We start from the raw sequence: 14789 nt of genomic DNA on the forward strand, positions 1-14789 counted from the left end.
CAGCGGCGGTGCGGTCCTTGGCTCATCTCTACAGGGTGGGTCAGGCGGCGTTGGCGTCGGCGGTTTCCTCGCGCAGCTGGCGCGCGGCCGCCACCAGCGCTTCCAGCGCGGCGCGGGTTTCCTTCCAGCCGCGGGTCTTCAGGCCGCAGTCGGGGTTGACCCAGATCTGCTCGGGCCGGAGGACTTCGGCGGCCTTGCGCAGCAGCGCCAGCATCTCTTCCTTGTCGGGCACGCGCGGGGAGTGGATGTCATACACGCCCGGGCCGATCTCGTTGGGATACTGGAAGCGCACGAACGCATCCAGCAGCTCCATGCGCGAGCGCGAGGTCTCGATCGAGATCACGTCGGCATCCATCGCCGCCACCGAGTGGATGATGTCGTTGAACTCGGAGTAGCACATGTGCGTGTGGATCTGGGTCGCATCGCGCACGCCGCTGGCACTGATCCGGAACGCTTCCACCGCCCAGTCCAGGTACTCGCGCCACTGCGCGCGGCGCAGCGGCAGGCCTTCGCGGATGGCCGGCTCGTCGATCTGGATCACGCCGATGCCCGCCGCTTCCAGGTCCAGTACCTCGTCGCGCAGCGCCAATGCGATCTGCCGGCAGGTGTCCGCGCGCGACTGGTCATCGCGCACGAACGACCACTGCAGCACCGTCACCGGGCCGGTCAGCATGCCCTTCATCGGGCGGTCGGTCAGCGACTGCGCGTACTGCGACCAGCGCACCGTCATCGGCTGCGGACGGGTCACGTCGCCGAAGATCACCGGCGGCTTCACGCAGCGCGAGCCATAGCTCTGCACCCAGCCGTTCTTGGTGAACGCGAAGCCGTCCAGCTGCTCGCCGAAGTACTCCACCATGTCGTTGCGTTCGAACTCGCCGTGCACCAGCACGTCCAGCCCGATCTGCTCCTGCACGCGTACGCAGTGTTCGGTCTGGGTGGCCAGGAACGCATCGTAGTCGGCGTCGGACAGCTTGCCGGACTTGTTGCTGGCGCGGGCCTCGCGTACTTCCAGGGTCTGCGGGAAAGAGCCGATCGTGGTGGTGGGGAAGCGTGGCAGCTGCAACGCACCGGCCTGGGCCAGGTGCCGCTGCGGGTAGGGGCTGTGGCGCTGCGCATCGGCGGCGGTCAGGGCGGCCAGGCGCGCGGCCACCGCGGCCTTGTGCACGCGCGGCGAGCGCCGGCGCGATTCGATGCATGCACGCGAATGCGCCAGCGCGTCTTCGGCGCGGGCCGGTGCGTCGATGGCATCGGCCAGCACGCGCAACTCCTGCAGCTTCTGCCTGGAGAACGCCAGCCAGCTGTGCAGTTCGTCATCCAGCTTCTTTTCCAGGTCCAGGTCGACCGGGCTGTGCAGAAGCGAACACGACGGCGCCAGCCACAGCGCATCGCTGCCCACGTGGCCGTGCGCGTAACGGGCCAGTACCAGTGCGTTGTCCAGATGGGTGCGCCAGATGTTGCGTCCGTTGACCAGACCGGCCGACAGCACACGGCCCGGCGGCAGCGCCTTGATCACCGCATCCAGCTGCTCGGGGGCGCGCACCAGATCCACGTGCAGGCCATCCACCGGCAGCGAGGCGGCCAGCGGCAGGTTGTCGTCCAGCGCACCGAAGTAGGTGGCCACCAGCACCTTCGGCCGCGCCGCCTCGGCCAGCACCGCGTAGGCATGGGTGAACGCGGCGCGGGTGGCCTCGTCCAGGTCCTGCACCAGCGCCGGCTCGTCCAGCTGCACCCACTGGGCGCCGGCGTCCTTCAGCTGGCCCAGCAGTTGCACGTACACCGGCAGCAGGACGTCGAGCAGGTCCAGTGCGCGGCTGCCGTCGGTGGTCTTGGACAGCAGCAGGAACGTCACCGGGCCGATCAGCACCGGGCGGGTCTCGATGCCCAGCGCCTTGGCCTGGCGGTATTCGGCCAGCGGCTTGTCGCCACGCAGCGCGAAGCCCTGGCCGGCCTGCAGTTCGGGCACCAGGTAGTGGTAGTTGGTGTCGAACCACTTGGTCATTTCCAGCGCGTGCAGGTCATAGCCGTCGCGTTGCACGCCCCGGGCCATGGCGAAGTACCCGGCCAGCGGCTCGGCGTCGGCCAGGGCGCGGTAGCGCGCCGGAATGGCGTCGAACAGGAAGGCCGCGTCGAGCACCTGATCGTAGAAGCTGAAGTCGTTGCTCGGCGGCACATCGACGCCGGCCTCGCGCTGCAGCTGCCAATGGCGCTCGCGCAGGCCGCTGGCGGTGTCCTGCAGCGACTGGGCGCTGCTTTCGCCGGACCAGAACGCTTCCAGCGCACGCTTGAGTTCGCGCTTGGCGCCGATGCGGGGAAACCCCAGGTTGGTAACAGTGGTCATGGAACGTGTCCTCATTGCAGTAGCGGCATTGAGGAACGAAGGAACCGCGCGCCGTGCACGACATGGCTGCCGTGTCCGCCCCGCCAGCGACCTTCGCCCCCGCGGGCGAACCGGATGTCGTGGAGCGGACGCACGGGGGCAGCGCCACGCGGGCGGCATGGCGGCAGGCCCCGGCAACCTCCCCGCGGACGTTCCAGGTCGAATCAGGGGACGGTCGTGTCCCCCGGCCGGGGCCGGTATTCGGGCTGATGGACACGGGCGCGAACGCCCACCTAGTACCTGCCGCTTCCCAGGCCGGGGCCCAGTGCTGTTGGCAGGATTCGTTTCCATTCACCGCTGCGGGGCAGCTCCGGAATGGGCGCGCGAGGCGCCTTCACCGGATTCCCGTTTAAACCCATCCCTTCATCTGCATGAAGAGATGGATACCTTCGGCCCGCACAAGGTAGGCCGAAGCCGGGCGATGGTCAAGGGGCGTCGCGCCAACGAAGGAAGGTCATGGACGATGCAACGCACGTGACAGCAATGTCCGTCGCACCGGGCGCCGGGTGCCGGGTGCGGGAGGCCATCCACGCGTTTGCGGCAAGCAAGGGGAGGGGAATGGCGGCCGCTCAGGCGGCGTGGTGGTACGGCTCGATGCGCGCCAGGACGTCGGCCAGTTCGTCCCTGGCCTTGGCCGCGTCGTGGGCCATCTGCAGGTTGAGCCAGAAGGCCTCACTGGTACCGAAGAAGCGCGCCAGTCGCAACGCCGTGTCGGCGGTGATGCTGCGCCTGCCCGCGATGATCTCGCCGATACGCGTCTGCTTCACGTCGATGGACTTGGCCAAGCGGTAAGCCGTCATCCCGAAAGGGGTCAGGAACTCCTCCTGCAGGATTTCACCGGGGTGCGGGTAGGGAATCGAACGCATGTAGGCAGCCCTCAGTGATAGTCGCAAAGCTCTACGTCTGCAGGACCTGCATCGGTCCATGTGAAGCACAATCGGTACTGGTCGTTGACGCGGATGCTGTGCTGCCCCGCACGATTGGCGCGCAGTGGTTCCAGGCGGTTGGCCGGTGGAATGCGCAGGTCTTCGGCCCGCTGATGCACAGGGCAGTCGATCAGCGGGCCTCGCCTGTGATGCTCGCTGAATTTCACGCAGGCGAAAGCGGACGCGGTCACGCCCGCGGGACGGTGGTCATCGATTCGATGTATCGCTCAACCGCGCATCATCGGCCCGGCTGCGGATCGCGGCCAACGTATCGTCCTGCAGCAACCGGCCGTTCTCCCAGACCGTGACCATCGCATCCTCGTAGCCCAGCGGCAGCGCGGCGGCTGTCAGCGATTCCGCGTCGGCCGGCACCGACACCGTCCGGAACTGGCCGTACTCGCGATGGCGCAGCAGGCGCATGCGGCCGCGCTTGCTTTGCTTGCCACTGTCGGTCACCGGGTCCTTGTAGACGTCGATCCACTTCCCGTCCACGCGCGCGGCCGAGCACTTCAGCGCGAACTTCTGGGTGTCGCGGTCCAGCCGCTGCAGCAATGCACCGCCCATGCCGAAGGCGACGTTGTCGGCGGCGTAGCCGGCGGCGGTGATGCTGGCCAGGATCTGGCCGATGCTGGTCGGGTTGACGCCGTCACCCTGGATCACGCGCACGTGGTTGAGCACCTTGTAGCCCTTGCCGTTGACCACGTGGCCGAAGGCCTCATCGAGCAGCTGTAGGCACTGCAGCACCACCGCCACCGGGTCGCCGGAATCCGGGCGGATCACCACGGTGGCGCCCGAGTCGATCACCTGCTGGCGCAGGGTGGTGCCCCAGTGCCGGGTGATCGCGTGGAAGATGTCGTAGCTGTCCGAGACCACGGCTACCAGCGCGCCAGGCGTGGCGAAGCGGGCCAGCATGTTGCGGTAGGCCTCCACCTCGTTGTCGCGGCCCCAGCTGGTGATCGTGCTGTGCTCGGCCGCCGGGATGGAATAGCCGGCCATGGCCTCGTGGTAGAAGGCGCGGGCGAACAGCAGGGCCGAGACGGTGTCGGTGCCGAGGAAGTTGACCAGGTGCGCCGCACCGCCGATGGCGGCCGATTCCAGGCTCGACACGCCGCGGCTGCCGAAGTCGTGCAGCTTGAACGGCAACTGGCCTTCCGGGTCGTCGCTGGTGCGCTCCAGGTACTGGCGGATCGTCTGCTTGGCGTGCCAGCTGGTGGTGGCCACCGTGACCGGGTACCACACGCGCAGCAGCATCGTTTCAAGATACGACGGTACCCAGAACGCCTGCGGATCGGTCGATTCGATCGTCATCAGCGCGTTGTGCACCGGCACCACGCTGCCCTCAGGCACGGCGCGGATGCGGATCGGCATCAGGCCCCCGTGCGTATCGACGATGTAGCGCCAGCCGGCCTCGTTGAAGGGCTCGCCGTGGGCGGCGAAGAGATCGCGCGCCACGTCGATGTCGGCGTGGGTGATCGGCTTGGCCAGGTAGTCCTTCAGGATCGCCTGCAGACCGAAGAACAGCGTGCGGTCGTAGTGGCCACCGCGCGACTCCACGTAGAAGAAGGTGGCGTCGGTGCCCGGCGGATACTGCAGCCAGTGGCTGGCCTTGTAGCTGTCGGTGTTGAGGAGAAGATTGTCGAGGTAATGCATGACGGGAAGCTCCTTCGCGTCGGGTGACACCGGCGGTCTATCCGCCGGCGGGAAAGCCGGGATCAGCCCCGGCCCAGGAAGAACTCCAGAATGTGCAGGTGGTCTTCGTAAAGCTTGGGGCCCATGTCCAGCGCTTCGCTGACCGGGATCCAGCGCGCCTTGTCGGCATCGTCGCCGCCGCGCACGGCCGGCAGTTCGCCGGCGGGGAAATCGAAGTGGAAGGCGTGGGTGATGGTGCGGCCGCGCTGGCTGCGCTCGGGGTGGTCGAACACATGCTGGCCCTTGAGCGAGCCCTTGAGCACCGGCGCGGGAATCTTCAACCGGGTCTCTTCGCGCAGTTCGCGCAGGCAGCTGTCGAGCAGGCCCTGCTGCTGGCCGACGAAGCCACCCGGCAACGCCCACAGGCCCTTGCCGGGCTCGGCACGGCGACGCACCAGCAGCACGTGGCCCGAATGCACCACCACCGCATCGGTGGTGACGAACGTGGGCGCATACGGTGCGTCTTTCCAGGCGGCCTTGTACTGCTCGATGAACTGGTACTCGGCCACCAACTGGGCGTAGGCCGGACCACTCTTGCGGAACGCTTCGAGCATGGCGTACACCGGCGCCGGCACGTTCCCGCGCAGCATCAGCAGCGCACCGTGGAAATCCACGCTGCCGGCTTCAAACAAGTAGCGGCGCAGTTCGGTGGCCGACAACGTCTCGGTGTGCTGCACATCCACCAGCGGCCACTGCGGGAACTCGCGCAGGTAGTAGCTCGAATCATCCTTGTCCATGCCGACCAGGCCGATCTTCGCATCGCCCGCATGCCCGTCGGCACGCACCGCATCGGCCACCGTGCGCTGCACGCCGGCGATCCACTGTGCTTCGTTGTACAGGTGGTCCTTCAGCGGACGGATCAGCAGGCGTTCGCCCGCACCTTCAAGCGCGGCCTGGATCATCACGGCGCGTTCGGCCACGGTCCAGGGGTTGCGGAGGCTGCGGGGGGTATCGGCAGACCCGACCAGAAAGATCAGCTTCTTGGCCCGGCTCAGTGCGAGGCGGGCAACGGCGGCATGGCCGTTATGGAAGGGCTCGAAACGCCCAATGAAAACCAGATAGTCGTATTCCATGAGAATCCCCCATGTCGTTGCAGGTGCCGTGGGTCTATCCCTTGGCTGGTGCCAATGCTACTCCTCTGTCCTACGTCGTCAACATCCTGCTCCGCGTGGTTCATCCAGCGCTGTCATTACCTGCGCCACGCGCTGCTGCAGCGGACCGGCCAGCAGGGTGAACGGCATGCCGCGCGCGTCCAGTGCCTGCAGGTAGGCGCGGTGTTGCGCGTGCCGGAAGGCGTCGTCGCGACGGGTGCCGTCCTGCACGAACGGAAAATCCGGGGCGCACAGGAACAGGTGGGTGTAGCGCCGCTGCGCCAGCGCATGCAGTGCCGGTTCGGCGCGTTCGAACATGGACAGGCAATACAGCAGCGTGGTCAGCGGCGTGGTATCGCAGACCAGCCAGCGGTTGGCCTGTACGGCCAGCGTGTCCTCGCGCGCTACCTGCACCTGGGCGATGTGCAGCAGGTCGTCGTAGTCGAGCGCGCCACCGCGCGCCTCCCAATGCTCACGCCCGAACTCGGCGGCCCAGACGGTCTGCAGCTGCGCGGCCAGTGCGGCGGCGAGCGTGGTCTTGCCGCTGGACTCGCCGCCGAGCAGGGCGATGCGGCCGACGAAACTGGCGTACACGCGCGGGTCGAGGAAGCCGCGCAGGGCATGCGGATCGCGCCGCAGCGCCGTGCCTGATACCGGCACCCGGCTGCGGGCCGGGTCCAGGCACACATGCGCCACCGGCCAGTGCACGCCCGCCTGCGTACTGAAATGGCGTTGCAGGGCGGCCGCGAATCCGTCGCCGTACGCCTCGCTGGTGAACACCGCATCCACCCGACGCTGCCACAGCGTGCTGCACACCCAGGCCACGAACGCGCGCTGCGTGGCGTCGTCGTCGGTGTTGTTCGGCAGCGCGCGCATCGGCACGCCCTGTCGGGCGCAGTGTGCTGCCAACCGCGCCTCGTCGAGCACCAGCCGGGCTACCTGCGGGTAGAGCGCCTGCAGCCAGGCCTCGCGCCGGTCGGCATCACAACCGGGCAGTTCCGGCTGGCTCCAGCTGAGCAGCAGCACGCTGTCGCAGCGGCTCAGCGCATGGTCGATCAGGGCCTGGTGACCACGGTGCAGCGGGCTGAACTTGCCCACCACCAGCCCGGTGGCGAAACGCTCACCCATGCGCGGCATCGGCCGCTGCGATGGCGGCGGCCTGTTCGCGCATCAACCGCCGCCAGTGCCGCAGCGAAACCAGCGCGTTGATCCAGAACACGGCATACAGCACTGCGGTGAGGTGCAGCCCGCGGCTGGCGTACAGCGGAATGGCGATGCTGTTGACCAGCAGCCAGAACCACCACGAATCCAGCTTGCGACGCATCATCAACAGCTGCGCCACCACGCTCAGCACCAGCACGGCCGAATCCAGGAACGGCGCGTAGGCGTCGGTCCAGGTATGCAGCAGCAGGCCGTAGCCAACGCTGGCCAGCACCGCTGCCGGCAGCATCCAGCCCAGCGTGCGCAGCTGTACCCGGCTGATCGGCAGCGCATGCCCGTGGTCGCCGCGCAGCCACTGCCACCAGCCGATCACGCTGGTGAGCACGAACACGCCCTGCAGCACCACGTCGGCGTACAGGCGCGCCTCGTAGAACACCAGGCCGAACAGGCTGCAGCCGATGATGCCGGTCCACCAGGTATGCACGCTGTTGCGCCCGGCCAGCAGGATCGAGGCAGCCACGGTGAGGTTGGCGGCAATTTCCAGTGCACTGGTCATGCGGCTGCGTCGGTGGCAGGGGAACGCAGCGTGGGCGTCGGCATCGGGTTCTTCAGGGGCAGGTGACAAGCCGCCCAGTTTACCCGCCGCCCGCAGTGCATCCGCCGCGGCGCTGGCTGCGTATCTGCTGGTGACCCCCACATGGAGCCGGGCATGCGCCGATCCCTCATACCGTCCCTGGTGCTGCTGCTGTGCCCGGTATTGCCGGCGGCGGCCCAGCAGGTGCTGCGCCAGGAAGGGCGAGCCTACGCGCCGGCCGATGGCCGTCTGCTGTACCGCGAGACCCACTGGCTGCAGGGGCCGGCGGCGACCCGATCGCGGCTGGTGCTGTACCGCTGCGCCGACGGCCGCGCCTTCGCGCGCAAGTGGATGACCCCGCAGGGCAGCCCGCAGACCCCCGACTTCGCCTTCGAGGATGGGCGCAACGGCTACCAGGAAGGCCTGCAGGGCAGCACCACGGCCCGTACCGTGTATGTGCGTGAAGACGCGCGCGCTGACCGGGTCAGCCGTGCCATCGCCATCCCGCCCGATGCGGTGGTCGACGCCGGTTTCGACGCCGCGGTGCTGGGCCACTGGGACGCCCTGCAGGCCGGGCGCCCGGTGGCGTTCCAGTTCCTGCTGCCCAGCCGCCAGCGGCTGGTGCCGCTGAAACTGCAGCGCAGCGCGGCGGTCACTTGGCAGGGCCAGCCGGCCGACCAGCTGCAGATGCGGCTGGATGCCTGGTTCGGCTTCGCGGTCCCGGCGGTCACCCTGGTGTATGCGCGCAACAGCCCGCGCCTGCTGCAGTTCAGCGGCACCGGCAACGTGCGCGATGCGCAGGGGCGCTACCCGCAGGTGCGCGTCGAATTCCCTGCCGAGCCGGTCGCGGCGACTGCCGCCGAACTAAGCGCCGCACGGCAGCAGCCGCTGGTGGCCACATGCGCCGGATGAGTCCCCCCTTGCGCCCTGCGCGCGCAGCGACGACGATGCGGGCTGTCTTCCTGCCGACGTTGAGCCTGCGATGCCTGAGCTGGAGCTTGCCGATACGGGTGCCGCACGGCGCCTTGACGACCTGCTGGTCCGGGTTGCCAGCGGCGACCGCCAGGCCTTCGAGTCGGTGTATCAGCTGGCGTCCGGGCGCCTGTTCGCGATCTGCCTGCATGTCCTGCGCGACCGCAGCGACGCCGAAGAGGTGTTGCAGGATGTCTTCACCAGCGTCTGGCACAAGGCGGCACAGTTTGATCGCGCCAAGGCGGCGGCCATGACCTGGCTGTCGATGATGGCGCGCAACCGCGCGATCGACCGCCTGCGCGCGGCGCCACCGCGCCCGCTGGACGACCTGTCGGTGGCCGATGAAATTCCCGATTTCGCCCCGCAGCCTGCCCAGGTGGCCGAACAGGCCTCCGATCAGCAGCGCCTGGACGACTGCCTGGACACGCTGGAACCGCGCCGCCGTTCGCTGATCCGGCTGGCGTTCCTGGACGGGGCCAGCTATGAGGAACTGGCGCGCCGGATCGGCTCGCCCCTGGGCTCGGTGAAAAGCTGGATCCGCCGCGGCCTGGGCCAACTGCGGGTGTGCCTGGAACGATGAACATCCGCGACCTCCATGACCTGCATGACGACGGGCAACCGCCCAGCGCCGACATCCTGGCCGGCGAATACGTGCTGGGCGTGCTTGATGCCGCCCAGCGCAGCGAGGCCGAGCAGCGCATCGCCAACGACCCCGGCTTTGCCCGGCTGGTGAGCCAGTGGGAAAACCGCCTGGCGCCCATGCTGGACGCGCTGGGCAGTGAAGCGGTGCCAGCCCACGTGTGGCCGCGCATCCGTACCGCGCTGGGCTGGCCCGCGGTCGGTGCCAGCGCGCCGCGCGCCTGGCAGCGCACCGGGTTCTGGCAGGGCATGACCGCCCTGGCCGCTGTGGTGGCGCTGGTGGCGGTGTTCAGCCGCGGCCAGCTGGAACCGGTGGCCCCGGTTGCACCCCCGGTGGCGGTCACCCCGACCCCGCCGCCTACCCCGTCCGAACCGGAGCAGGCGACCAAGCCGGTCACCCCGCTGCTGCACGACGACGGCACGCCAGGCTGGTTGGCCTCGGTGGACAAGGCCCAGGGCAAGGTGCTGATGGTGCCGGTGCCGGCTGCCGCCGACGCGGCCGGACGCGCCCCGGAACTGTGGCTGATCCCGGCTGGCGGCGCGCCGCGTTCGCTGGGCCTGGTGTCCATCAACCGCGCCCATACGGTGACCGTGCCGGACGCGCTGCGTGAGGCGCTGGTGAACGGCTCTGTGCTGGCCATCACGCTGGAACCGTCCAGCGGTGCGCCGCAGGGCATCCCGACCGGGCCGATCATCGCCAAGGGCGACATCGCCACCCTGTAACGCGCATTTTTGTTTCTTCTCCCATTTGAGAGAAGGCGCAGATTGGATCGGCTGGCGTGCCCGATCGGGGCGGTCGCGCGCGTGAGGGCCCCGTAGCAGCCGGTAGGCCCCTGGCGTAAATGTCCCCCGGCCGCGGGGCGGCCCCCTCCTTTATTTTGCCCAGGAGCCTACCGGCTGCTACGGGGCTCGGCTCGCGGTACAGGTTGGGGAAGCCACGCTTTTTCCTGGCTGTCGGTGGGTCGGGCGCTGCCCCTGAAATGCGTCAAGGCACGTTTCTGCCTGCCCCGCAGATGGGCGAAGAACCTTTTTTTCCGGATCCGTGCATCCGGATGGGCCTGACTCCCGTATCTCCTGACAAGCACGCCAGGAGATACGCGATATGTCGGCCGGACCCGCCACTGCAGCACCCCGCACGGCCCGCCGTGGCCTGATGGCCACCGTGCGGCGCTGGTTCGATACCAGCGCCGGGACGGCGGTGGCCGACGAAGCGGCGCAGCGCGTGGACTGGCTGCGTGCGATCCCGTTCGCGGCCATGCACCTGGCCTGCCTGGCGGTGATCTGGGTGGGGGTCTCCTGGGTGGCCGTCGGCGTTGCGGTGGCGTTGTATGCCGTGCGGATGTTCGCCATCACCGCCTTCTACCACCGCTACTTCTCGCACCGCACCTTCCGCACCTCGCGCGCGGTGCAGTTCGTGTTCGCGGTGATCGGCGCGGCCAGCGTGCAGCGCGGCCCGCTGTGGTGGGCCGCCCACCACCGCACCCACCATCGCCATACCGACACCGCCGCCGATCCGCACTCGCCTGGCGTGCACGGCTTCTGGTGGAGCCACATGGGCTGGTTCCTCACCACCGATGGCTTCCGCACCCGCTGGGACCGCATCCCCGACCTGGCCAAGTACCCGGAACTGCGCTGGCTGGACCGCTTCGACACGCTGGTGCCGATCGCGCTGGCCGCCGCCCTGTTCGGCCTGGGCGCGCTGCTCGAACACGTCGCGCCGTCCTGGGGCACCAGCGGCGGGCAGATGCTGGTGTGGGGCTTCTTCATCTCCACCGTGGTGCTGTTCCACGCCACGGTCACCATCAACTCGCTGGCGCACCGTTTCGGCCGCCAGCGGTTCAACACCGGTGACGACAGCCGCAACAACCTGTGGCTTGCGCTGCTCACCTTCGGCGAGGGCTGGCACAACAACCACCACTTCTTCCCCGGCACCGCGCGCCAGGGCTTCTACTGGTGGGAGATCGATGTGACCTGGTACGGCCTGCGGCTGATGGCGGCGCTGGGCCTGGTGCGCGACCTCAAACCCGTGCCGGCCTGGGTGCTGGCCAAGGCGGAGCACTGACATGCGTATCGCCGTGATCGGATCGGGCATCGCCGGCCTGGCCAGTGCCTGGTGGCTGAGCCAGCAGCACGAAGTGACGCTGTTCGAGGCCAACGACTACCTGGGCGGCCACACCCACACCCATCAGGTGCAGGTGGACGGCGCCAGCCACGCGGTGGACACCGGCTTCATCGTGTTCAACCCGCAGCACTACCCACTGCTCACCGCGCTGTTCGACGAGCTCAACGTGGCCTCCCAGCCCACCACCATGAGCTTTTCGGTGCATAGCGAGCGCAGCGGGCTGGAGTACAACGCCACCTCGCTGGACGGGCTGTTCTGCCAGCGTCGCAACCTGGTCTCCCCGCGGTTCTGGGGCATGCTCGGCGACCTGCGCCGCTTCTACCGCGAGGCGCCGGCGTTGCTGCACGGCGACGATGCAGGGCCTTCACTGGGGGACTACCTGCGCGCCGGCCACTATGGGCGCACCTTCATCGACGAGCACCTGCTGCCCATGGCCTCGGCGCTGTGGTCCTCGCCCACCGCCAGCCTGGAGGCCTTCCCGGCGCGCTACCTGGCGCAGTTCATGGCCAACCACCAGATGCTGCAGGTGAGTGGTCGCGCACCGTGGCGGGTGGTGCAGGGCGGCTCGGCGCGCTACATCGACGCGATGCGGCGGCGGTGGCAGGTACGCGAACGACTGGATTGCCGCGTGTTCGGCGTGGAGCGCCACGAACATGGGGTGCGCGTGCACAGCGCAGCCGGCCTGGAAGGCTTCGACCAGATGGTGCTGGCCTGTCACAGCGACCAGGCCCTGGCGCTGCTGTCCGATGCCGACCGCACCGAACGCAGCGTGCTCGGTGCGATCCGCTACCAGCCCAACGAAGTGGTGCTGCATACCGACGCGCGCCTGCTGCCGCGCAACCGCAAGGCCTGGGCCGCGTGGAACGCGCACGTACCGGCCAACCCGCTGGCGCCCTGCACGGTCAGCTATCTGATGAACCAGCTGCAGGGCATCGATACGCCCACCCCGCTGGTGGTCACCTTGAACCGCACAGCCGCCATCGACCCGGCCAAGGTGCTGCGCACGCTGCACTACGCGCACCCGGTACATGACCACGCGATGGTGGCGGCGCAGCAGCGCTGGGCCGAGATCCAGGGCCAGCGCCGCACCTGGTTTGCCGGCGCGTACTGGGGCTGGGGCTTCCACGAAGACGGTATCCGCAGTGCACGGCGCGTGGTCGATGCGCTGCAGGCGCTGGACGCCGAGTCGTACTGGCCGCTGGCCGAGGCGCAACCGGCATGAGCGCCAGCGCCCTTTACCGTGGCCGCATGCGCCACCGCCGCCATGCCCCGCACCCGCATGCGTTCGGTTACCCGGTGGCGCAGCTGCTGCTGGACCTGGACGAGATCGACACGCTGTTCGCGCGGCGCTGGCTGTGGTCGGTGGGACGCCGCAACCTGGCCGAATTCCGCCGCAGCGACTACCTCGGCGACCCGGAGCAACCGCTGGCCGACGCGGTACGCGCGCGCATCACTGCGGCATTGGGCCGCGCACCCCACGGCCCGATCCGCCTGCTCACCCACCTGCGTTACGCCGGCCACGTGTTCAACCCGGTCAGCTTCTACTACTGCTACGCCGACGATGGCCGCACGCTGGACTGCATCGTGGCCGAGATCACCAACACCCCGTGGAAGGAGCGGCACGCCTACGTGCTGCCGGTGGCCGCCGCCGATGCCAGCGGCCGCGCGCTGGCCTGGGAATTCGACAAGCAGTTCCATGTATCGCCCTTCATGGCCATGGACTGCCACTACCGCTGGCGCTTCACCGCGCCCGGTGACGACCTGCATGTGCACATGCAGGTGTGGCGCGCCGGCGTACGCCAGTTCGACGCCGATCTGGTGCTGCACCGCCACCCGATCACCGCGCGCAGCCTGGCCGGCGTGCTGCTGCGCTTCCCGCTGATGACCGTCCAGGTGGTGGCCGCCATCCACTGGCAGGCACTGCGCCTGTGGCTCAAGCGCACCCCCATCCATGACCACCCTTCGCTTGCAGGAAACGCCCATGAATGACATGACCCGCCCGGTTGCGCTGCTGACGCCCACGGCGCTGGAGCGCTTCCTGCGCGATCGCCTGCTGGCCCAGCTGGCGCCCCTGAGCGGCGGCTGCCTGCAGCTGCGTGATGCCACCGGCGATGTGCTGCTGGGCGATCCGGCGGCCACCCTGCGCGTCAGCGTGTGGGTGGATGACCCCGCTTTCTACCGGGCCGTGGCGGCCCAGGGCAGCGTGGGCGCGGGCGAGTCCTACATCCGTGGCGACTGGCACTGCAGCGACCTGGTGGCGCTGGTGCAGCTGCTGGTGCGCAACCGCGACCTGCTCGACGGCATGGAGCGCGGCGTGGCGCGCGTCGGCGGCTGGCTGCTGAAGGGTTGGAACCGGCTGCGCCGCAATACCCGCGAAGGCAGCCGCCGCAACATCGCCGCGCATTACGACCTGGGCAATCCGTTCTTCTCGCTGTTCCTGTCGCCGGACCTGATGTACTCCTCGGCGCTGTATGCCAGCCCGGCGGACTCGCTGGAAAATGCCTCGCGGCGCAAGCTGGCACGCATCTGCGCGCAGCTGCAGCTGCAGCCGGGCGACCACGTGGTGGAGATCGGCACCGGCTGGGGTGGGTTCGCGTTGTACGCGGCCGGCGAGATCGGCTGCCACGTCACCACCACCACCATCTCGGTGGAGCAGTACACCCTGGCCAAGGCGCGCGTGGAAGCGGCCGGCCTGCAGGACAAGGTCACGCTTCTGCTGAAGGACTACCGCGATCTGGACGGCCAGTACGACAAGCTGGTCTCCATCGAGATGATCGAGGCCATCGGTGCGCAGTACCTGGACACCTATTTCGACACGCTCACCCGCCTGCTCAAGCCCAACGGCCTGGCGCTGCTGCAGGCCATCACCATCGAAGACCAGCGCTACGAACAGGCGCGGCGCAGCGTGGACTACATCAAGCGCTTCGTGTTTCCCGGCAGCTTCATTCCCTCGATCAACGCGATCATGGCGGCCAAGACCCGCAGCAGCGACCTGCAGCTGATTGGCCAGCATGATTTCGGCACGTCCTACGCGCTCACCCTGCGCGCCTGGCGGCAACGCTTCCTGGCGCAGCTGCCGGCGGTGCGCGCGCAGGGCTTCGACGAACGCTTCATCCGCCTGTGGGAGTTCTACCTGGCCTATTGCGAAGGCGGCTTCCTGGAACGCTCCATCGGCGTGTCGCACCTGCTGATGGCGCGCCCGGGGTACCGGCCCGCCGCGCACGGCGAAGGCGGCTGA

General features: G+C 68.7%; 13 protein-coding genes, 1 pseudogene and 1 riboswitch. Of the genes and pseudogenes, 7 read left to right on the forward strand and 7 right to left on the reverse strand.

Going from position 1 to position 14789, the window contains the following annotated elements:
- Nucleotides 1-40: 40 nt before the first annotated feature.
- From metE to pnuC, 7 genes and pseudogenes are all read right to left on the reverse strand, one after another.
- Complete coding sequence (gene metE, locus AC1DCJ_RS09875; protein ID WP_478070836.1) at nt 41-2338, reverse strand: 5-methyltetrahydropteroyltriglutamate--homocysteine S-methyltransferase; 2298 nt, start codon at nt 2336-2338, stop codon at nt 41-43.
- Nucleotides 2339-2552: 214 nt separating this feature from the next.
- Nucleotides 2553-2784, reverse strand: a riboswitch (cobalamin riboswitch).
- Nucleotides 2785-2946: 162 nt separating this feature from the next.
- Nucleotides 2947-3243: a HigA family addiction module antitoxin gene (locus AC1DCJ_RS09880; protein ID WP_141058192.1), complete on the reverse strand. Its 297-nt coding sequence runs from the start codon at nt 3241-3243 to the stop codon at nt 2947-2949.
- A gap of 11 nt (nt 3244-3254) precedes the next feature.
- Nucleotides 3255-3407, reverse strand: a pseudogene (locus AC1DCJ_RS09885) (type II toxin-antitoxin system RelE/ParE family toxin); the annotation flags it as partial.
- A gap of 103 nt (nt 3408-3510) precedes the next feature.
- Entirely contained in the window at nt 3511-4953 is a 1443-nt protein-coding gene (locus AC1DCJ_RS09890) for a nicotinate phosphoribosyltransferase (protein ID WP_478070837.1), read from the reverse strand.
- Between the two features lie 62 nt (nt 4954-5015).
- Nucleotides 5016-6071 carry a bifunctional nicotinamide-nucleotide adenylyltransferase/Nudix hydroxylase gene (locus AC1DCJ_RS09895; protein ID WP_102100650.1) on the reverse strand — a complete coding sequence of 352 codons (1056 nt, stop codon included), beginning with the start codon at nt 6069-6071 and terminating at the stop codon, nt 5016-5018.
- Between the two features lie 72 nt (nt 6072-6143).
- Nucleotides 6144-7211 carry an AAA family ATPase gene (locus AC1DCJ_RS09900; RefSeq protein ID WP_478070838.1) on the reverse strand — a complete coding sequence of 356 codons (1068 nt, stop codon included), beginning with the start codon at nt 7209-7211 and terminating at the stop codon, nt 6144-6146.
- Complete coding sequence (gene pnuC / locus AC1DCJ_RS09905) at nt 7204-7800, reverse strand: nicotinamide riboside transporter PnuC (RefSeq protein ID WP_314402972.1); 597 nt, start codon at nt 7798-7800, stop codon at nt 7204-7206. The genes AC1DCJ_RS09900 and pnuC overlap by 8 nt, the downstream gene beginning before the upstream one ends.
- A 153-nt stretch (nt 7801-7953) precedes the next feature.
- Between pnuC and AC1DCJ_RS09910 the strand changes: the two genes are divergently transcribed.
- From AC1DCJ_RS09910 to AC1DCJ_RS09940, 7 genes are all read left to right on the forward strand, one after another.
- Nucleotides 7954-8730 (forward strand): hypothetical protein, encoded by a 777-nt coding sequence (locus tag AC1DCJ_RS09910; RefSeq protein ID WP_478070839.1) that lies wholly within the window; start codon nt 7954-7956, stop codon nt 8728-8730.
- Between the two features lie 70 nt (nt 8731-8800).
- Nucleotides 8801-9370: a sigma-70 family RNA polymerase sigma factor gene (locus AC1DCJ_RS09915; protein WP_478070840.1), complete on the forward strand. Its 570-nt coding sequence runs from the start codon at nt 8801-8803 to the stop codon at nt 9368-9370.
- Nucleotides 9367-10152 (forward strand): anti-sigma factor, encoded by a 786-nt coding sequence (locus AC1DCJ_RS09920; protein ID WP_320491684.1) that lies wholly within the window; start codon nt 9367-9369, stop codon nt 10150-10152. The genes AC1DCJ_RS09915 and AC1DCJ_RS09920 overlap by 4 nt, the downstream gene beginning before the upstream one ends.
- A 379-nt stretch (nt 10153-10531) precedes the next feature.
- Nucleotides 10532-11491, forward strand: coding sequence for an acyl-CoA desaturase (locus AC1DCJ_RS09925; RefSeq protein WP_141058186.1), 960 nt, complete (start codon nt 10532-10534; stop codon nt 11489-11491).
- Between the two features lies 1 nt (nt 11492).
- Nucleotides 11493-12773: an NAD(P)/FAD-dependent oxidoreductase gene (locus AC1DCJ_RS09930; protein WP_314405015.1), complete on the forward strand. Its 1281-nt coding sequence runs from the start codon at nt 11493-11495 to the stop codon at nt 12771-12773.
- Complete coding sequence (locus AC1DCJ_RS09935; RefSeq protein WP_478070841.1) at nt 12770-13540, forward strand: DUF1365 domain-containing protein; 771 nt, start codon at nt 12770-12772, stop codon at nt 13538-13540. Before AC1DCJ_RS09930 ends, AC1DCJ_RS09935 begins: the two co-directional genes overlap by 4 nt.
- Nucleotides 13533-14789 carry a class I SAM-dependent methyltransferase gene (locus AC1DCJ_RS09940; RefSeq protein ID WP_478070842.1) on the forward strand — a complete coding sequence of 419 codons (1257 nt, stop codon included), beginning with the start codon at nt 13533-13535 and terminating at the stop codon, nt 14787-14789. The genes AC1DCJ_RS09935 and AC1DCJ_RS09940 overlap by 8 nt, the downstream gene beginning before the upstream one ends.

This window comes from Stenotrophomonas sp. 10N36, assembly GCF_056395005.1.

Coding starts and splice junctions, on each gene's coding strand:
- metE (WP_478070836.1), bottom strand. CDS start 2,338: ATGACCACTGTTACCAACCTGGGGTTTCCCCGCATCGGCGCCAAGCGC.
- AC1DCJ_RS09920 (WP_320491684.1), top strand. CDS start 9,367: ATGAACATCCGCGACCTCCATGACCTGCATGACGACGGGCAACCGCCC.
- AC1DCJ_RS09925 (WP_141058186.1), top strand. CDS start 10,532: ATGTCGGCCGGACCCGCCACTGCAGCACCCCGCACGGCCCGCCGTGGC.
- AC1DCJ_RS09890 (WP_478070837.1), bottom strand. CDS start 4,953: ATGCATTACCTCGACAATCTTCTCCTCAACACCGACAGCTACAAGGCC.
- pnuC (WP_314402972.1), bottom strand. CDS start 7,800: ATGACCAGTGCACTGGAAATTGCCGCCAACCTCACCGTGGCTGCCTCG.
- AC1DCJ_RS09900 (WP_478070838.1), bottom strand. CDS start 7,211: ATGGGTGAGCGTTTCGCCACCGGGCTGGTGGTGGGCAAGTTCAGCCCG.
- AC1DCJ_RS09940 (WP_478070842.1), top strand. CDS start 13,533: ATGAATGACATGACCCGCCCGGTTGCGCTGCTGACGCCCACGGCGCTG.
- AC1DCJ_RS09935 (WP_478070841.1), top strand. CDS start 12,770: ATGAGCGCCAGCGCCCTTTACCGTGGCCGCATGCGCCACCGCCGCCAT.
- AC1DCJ_RS09930 (WP_314405015.1), top strand. CDS start 11,493: ATGCGTATCGCCGTGATCGGATCGGGCATCGCCGGCCTGGCCAGTGCC.
- AC1DCJ_RS09910 (WP_478070839.1), top strand. CDS start 7,954: ATGCGCCGATCCCTCATACCGTCCCTGGTGCTGCTGCTGTGCCCGGTA.
- AC1DCJ_RS09880 (WP_141058192.1), bottom strand. CDS start 3,243: ATGCGTTCGATTCCCTACCCGCACCCCGGTGAAATCCTGCAGGAGGAG.
- AC1DCJ_RS09915 (WP_478070840.1), top strand. CDS start 8,801: ATGCCTGAGCTGGAGCTTGCCGATACGGGTGCCGCACGGCGCCTTGAC.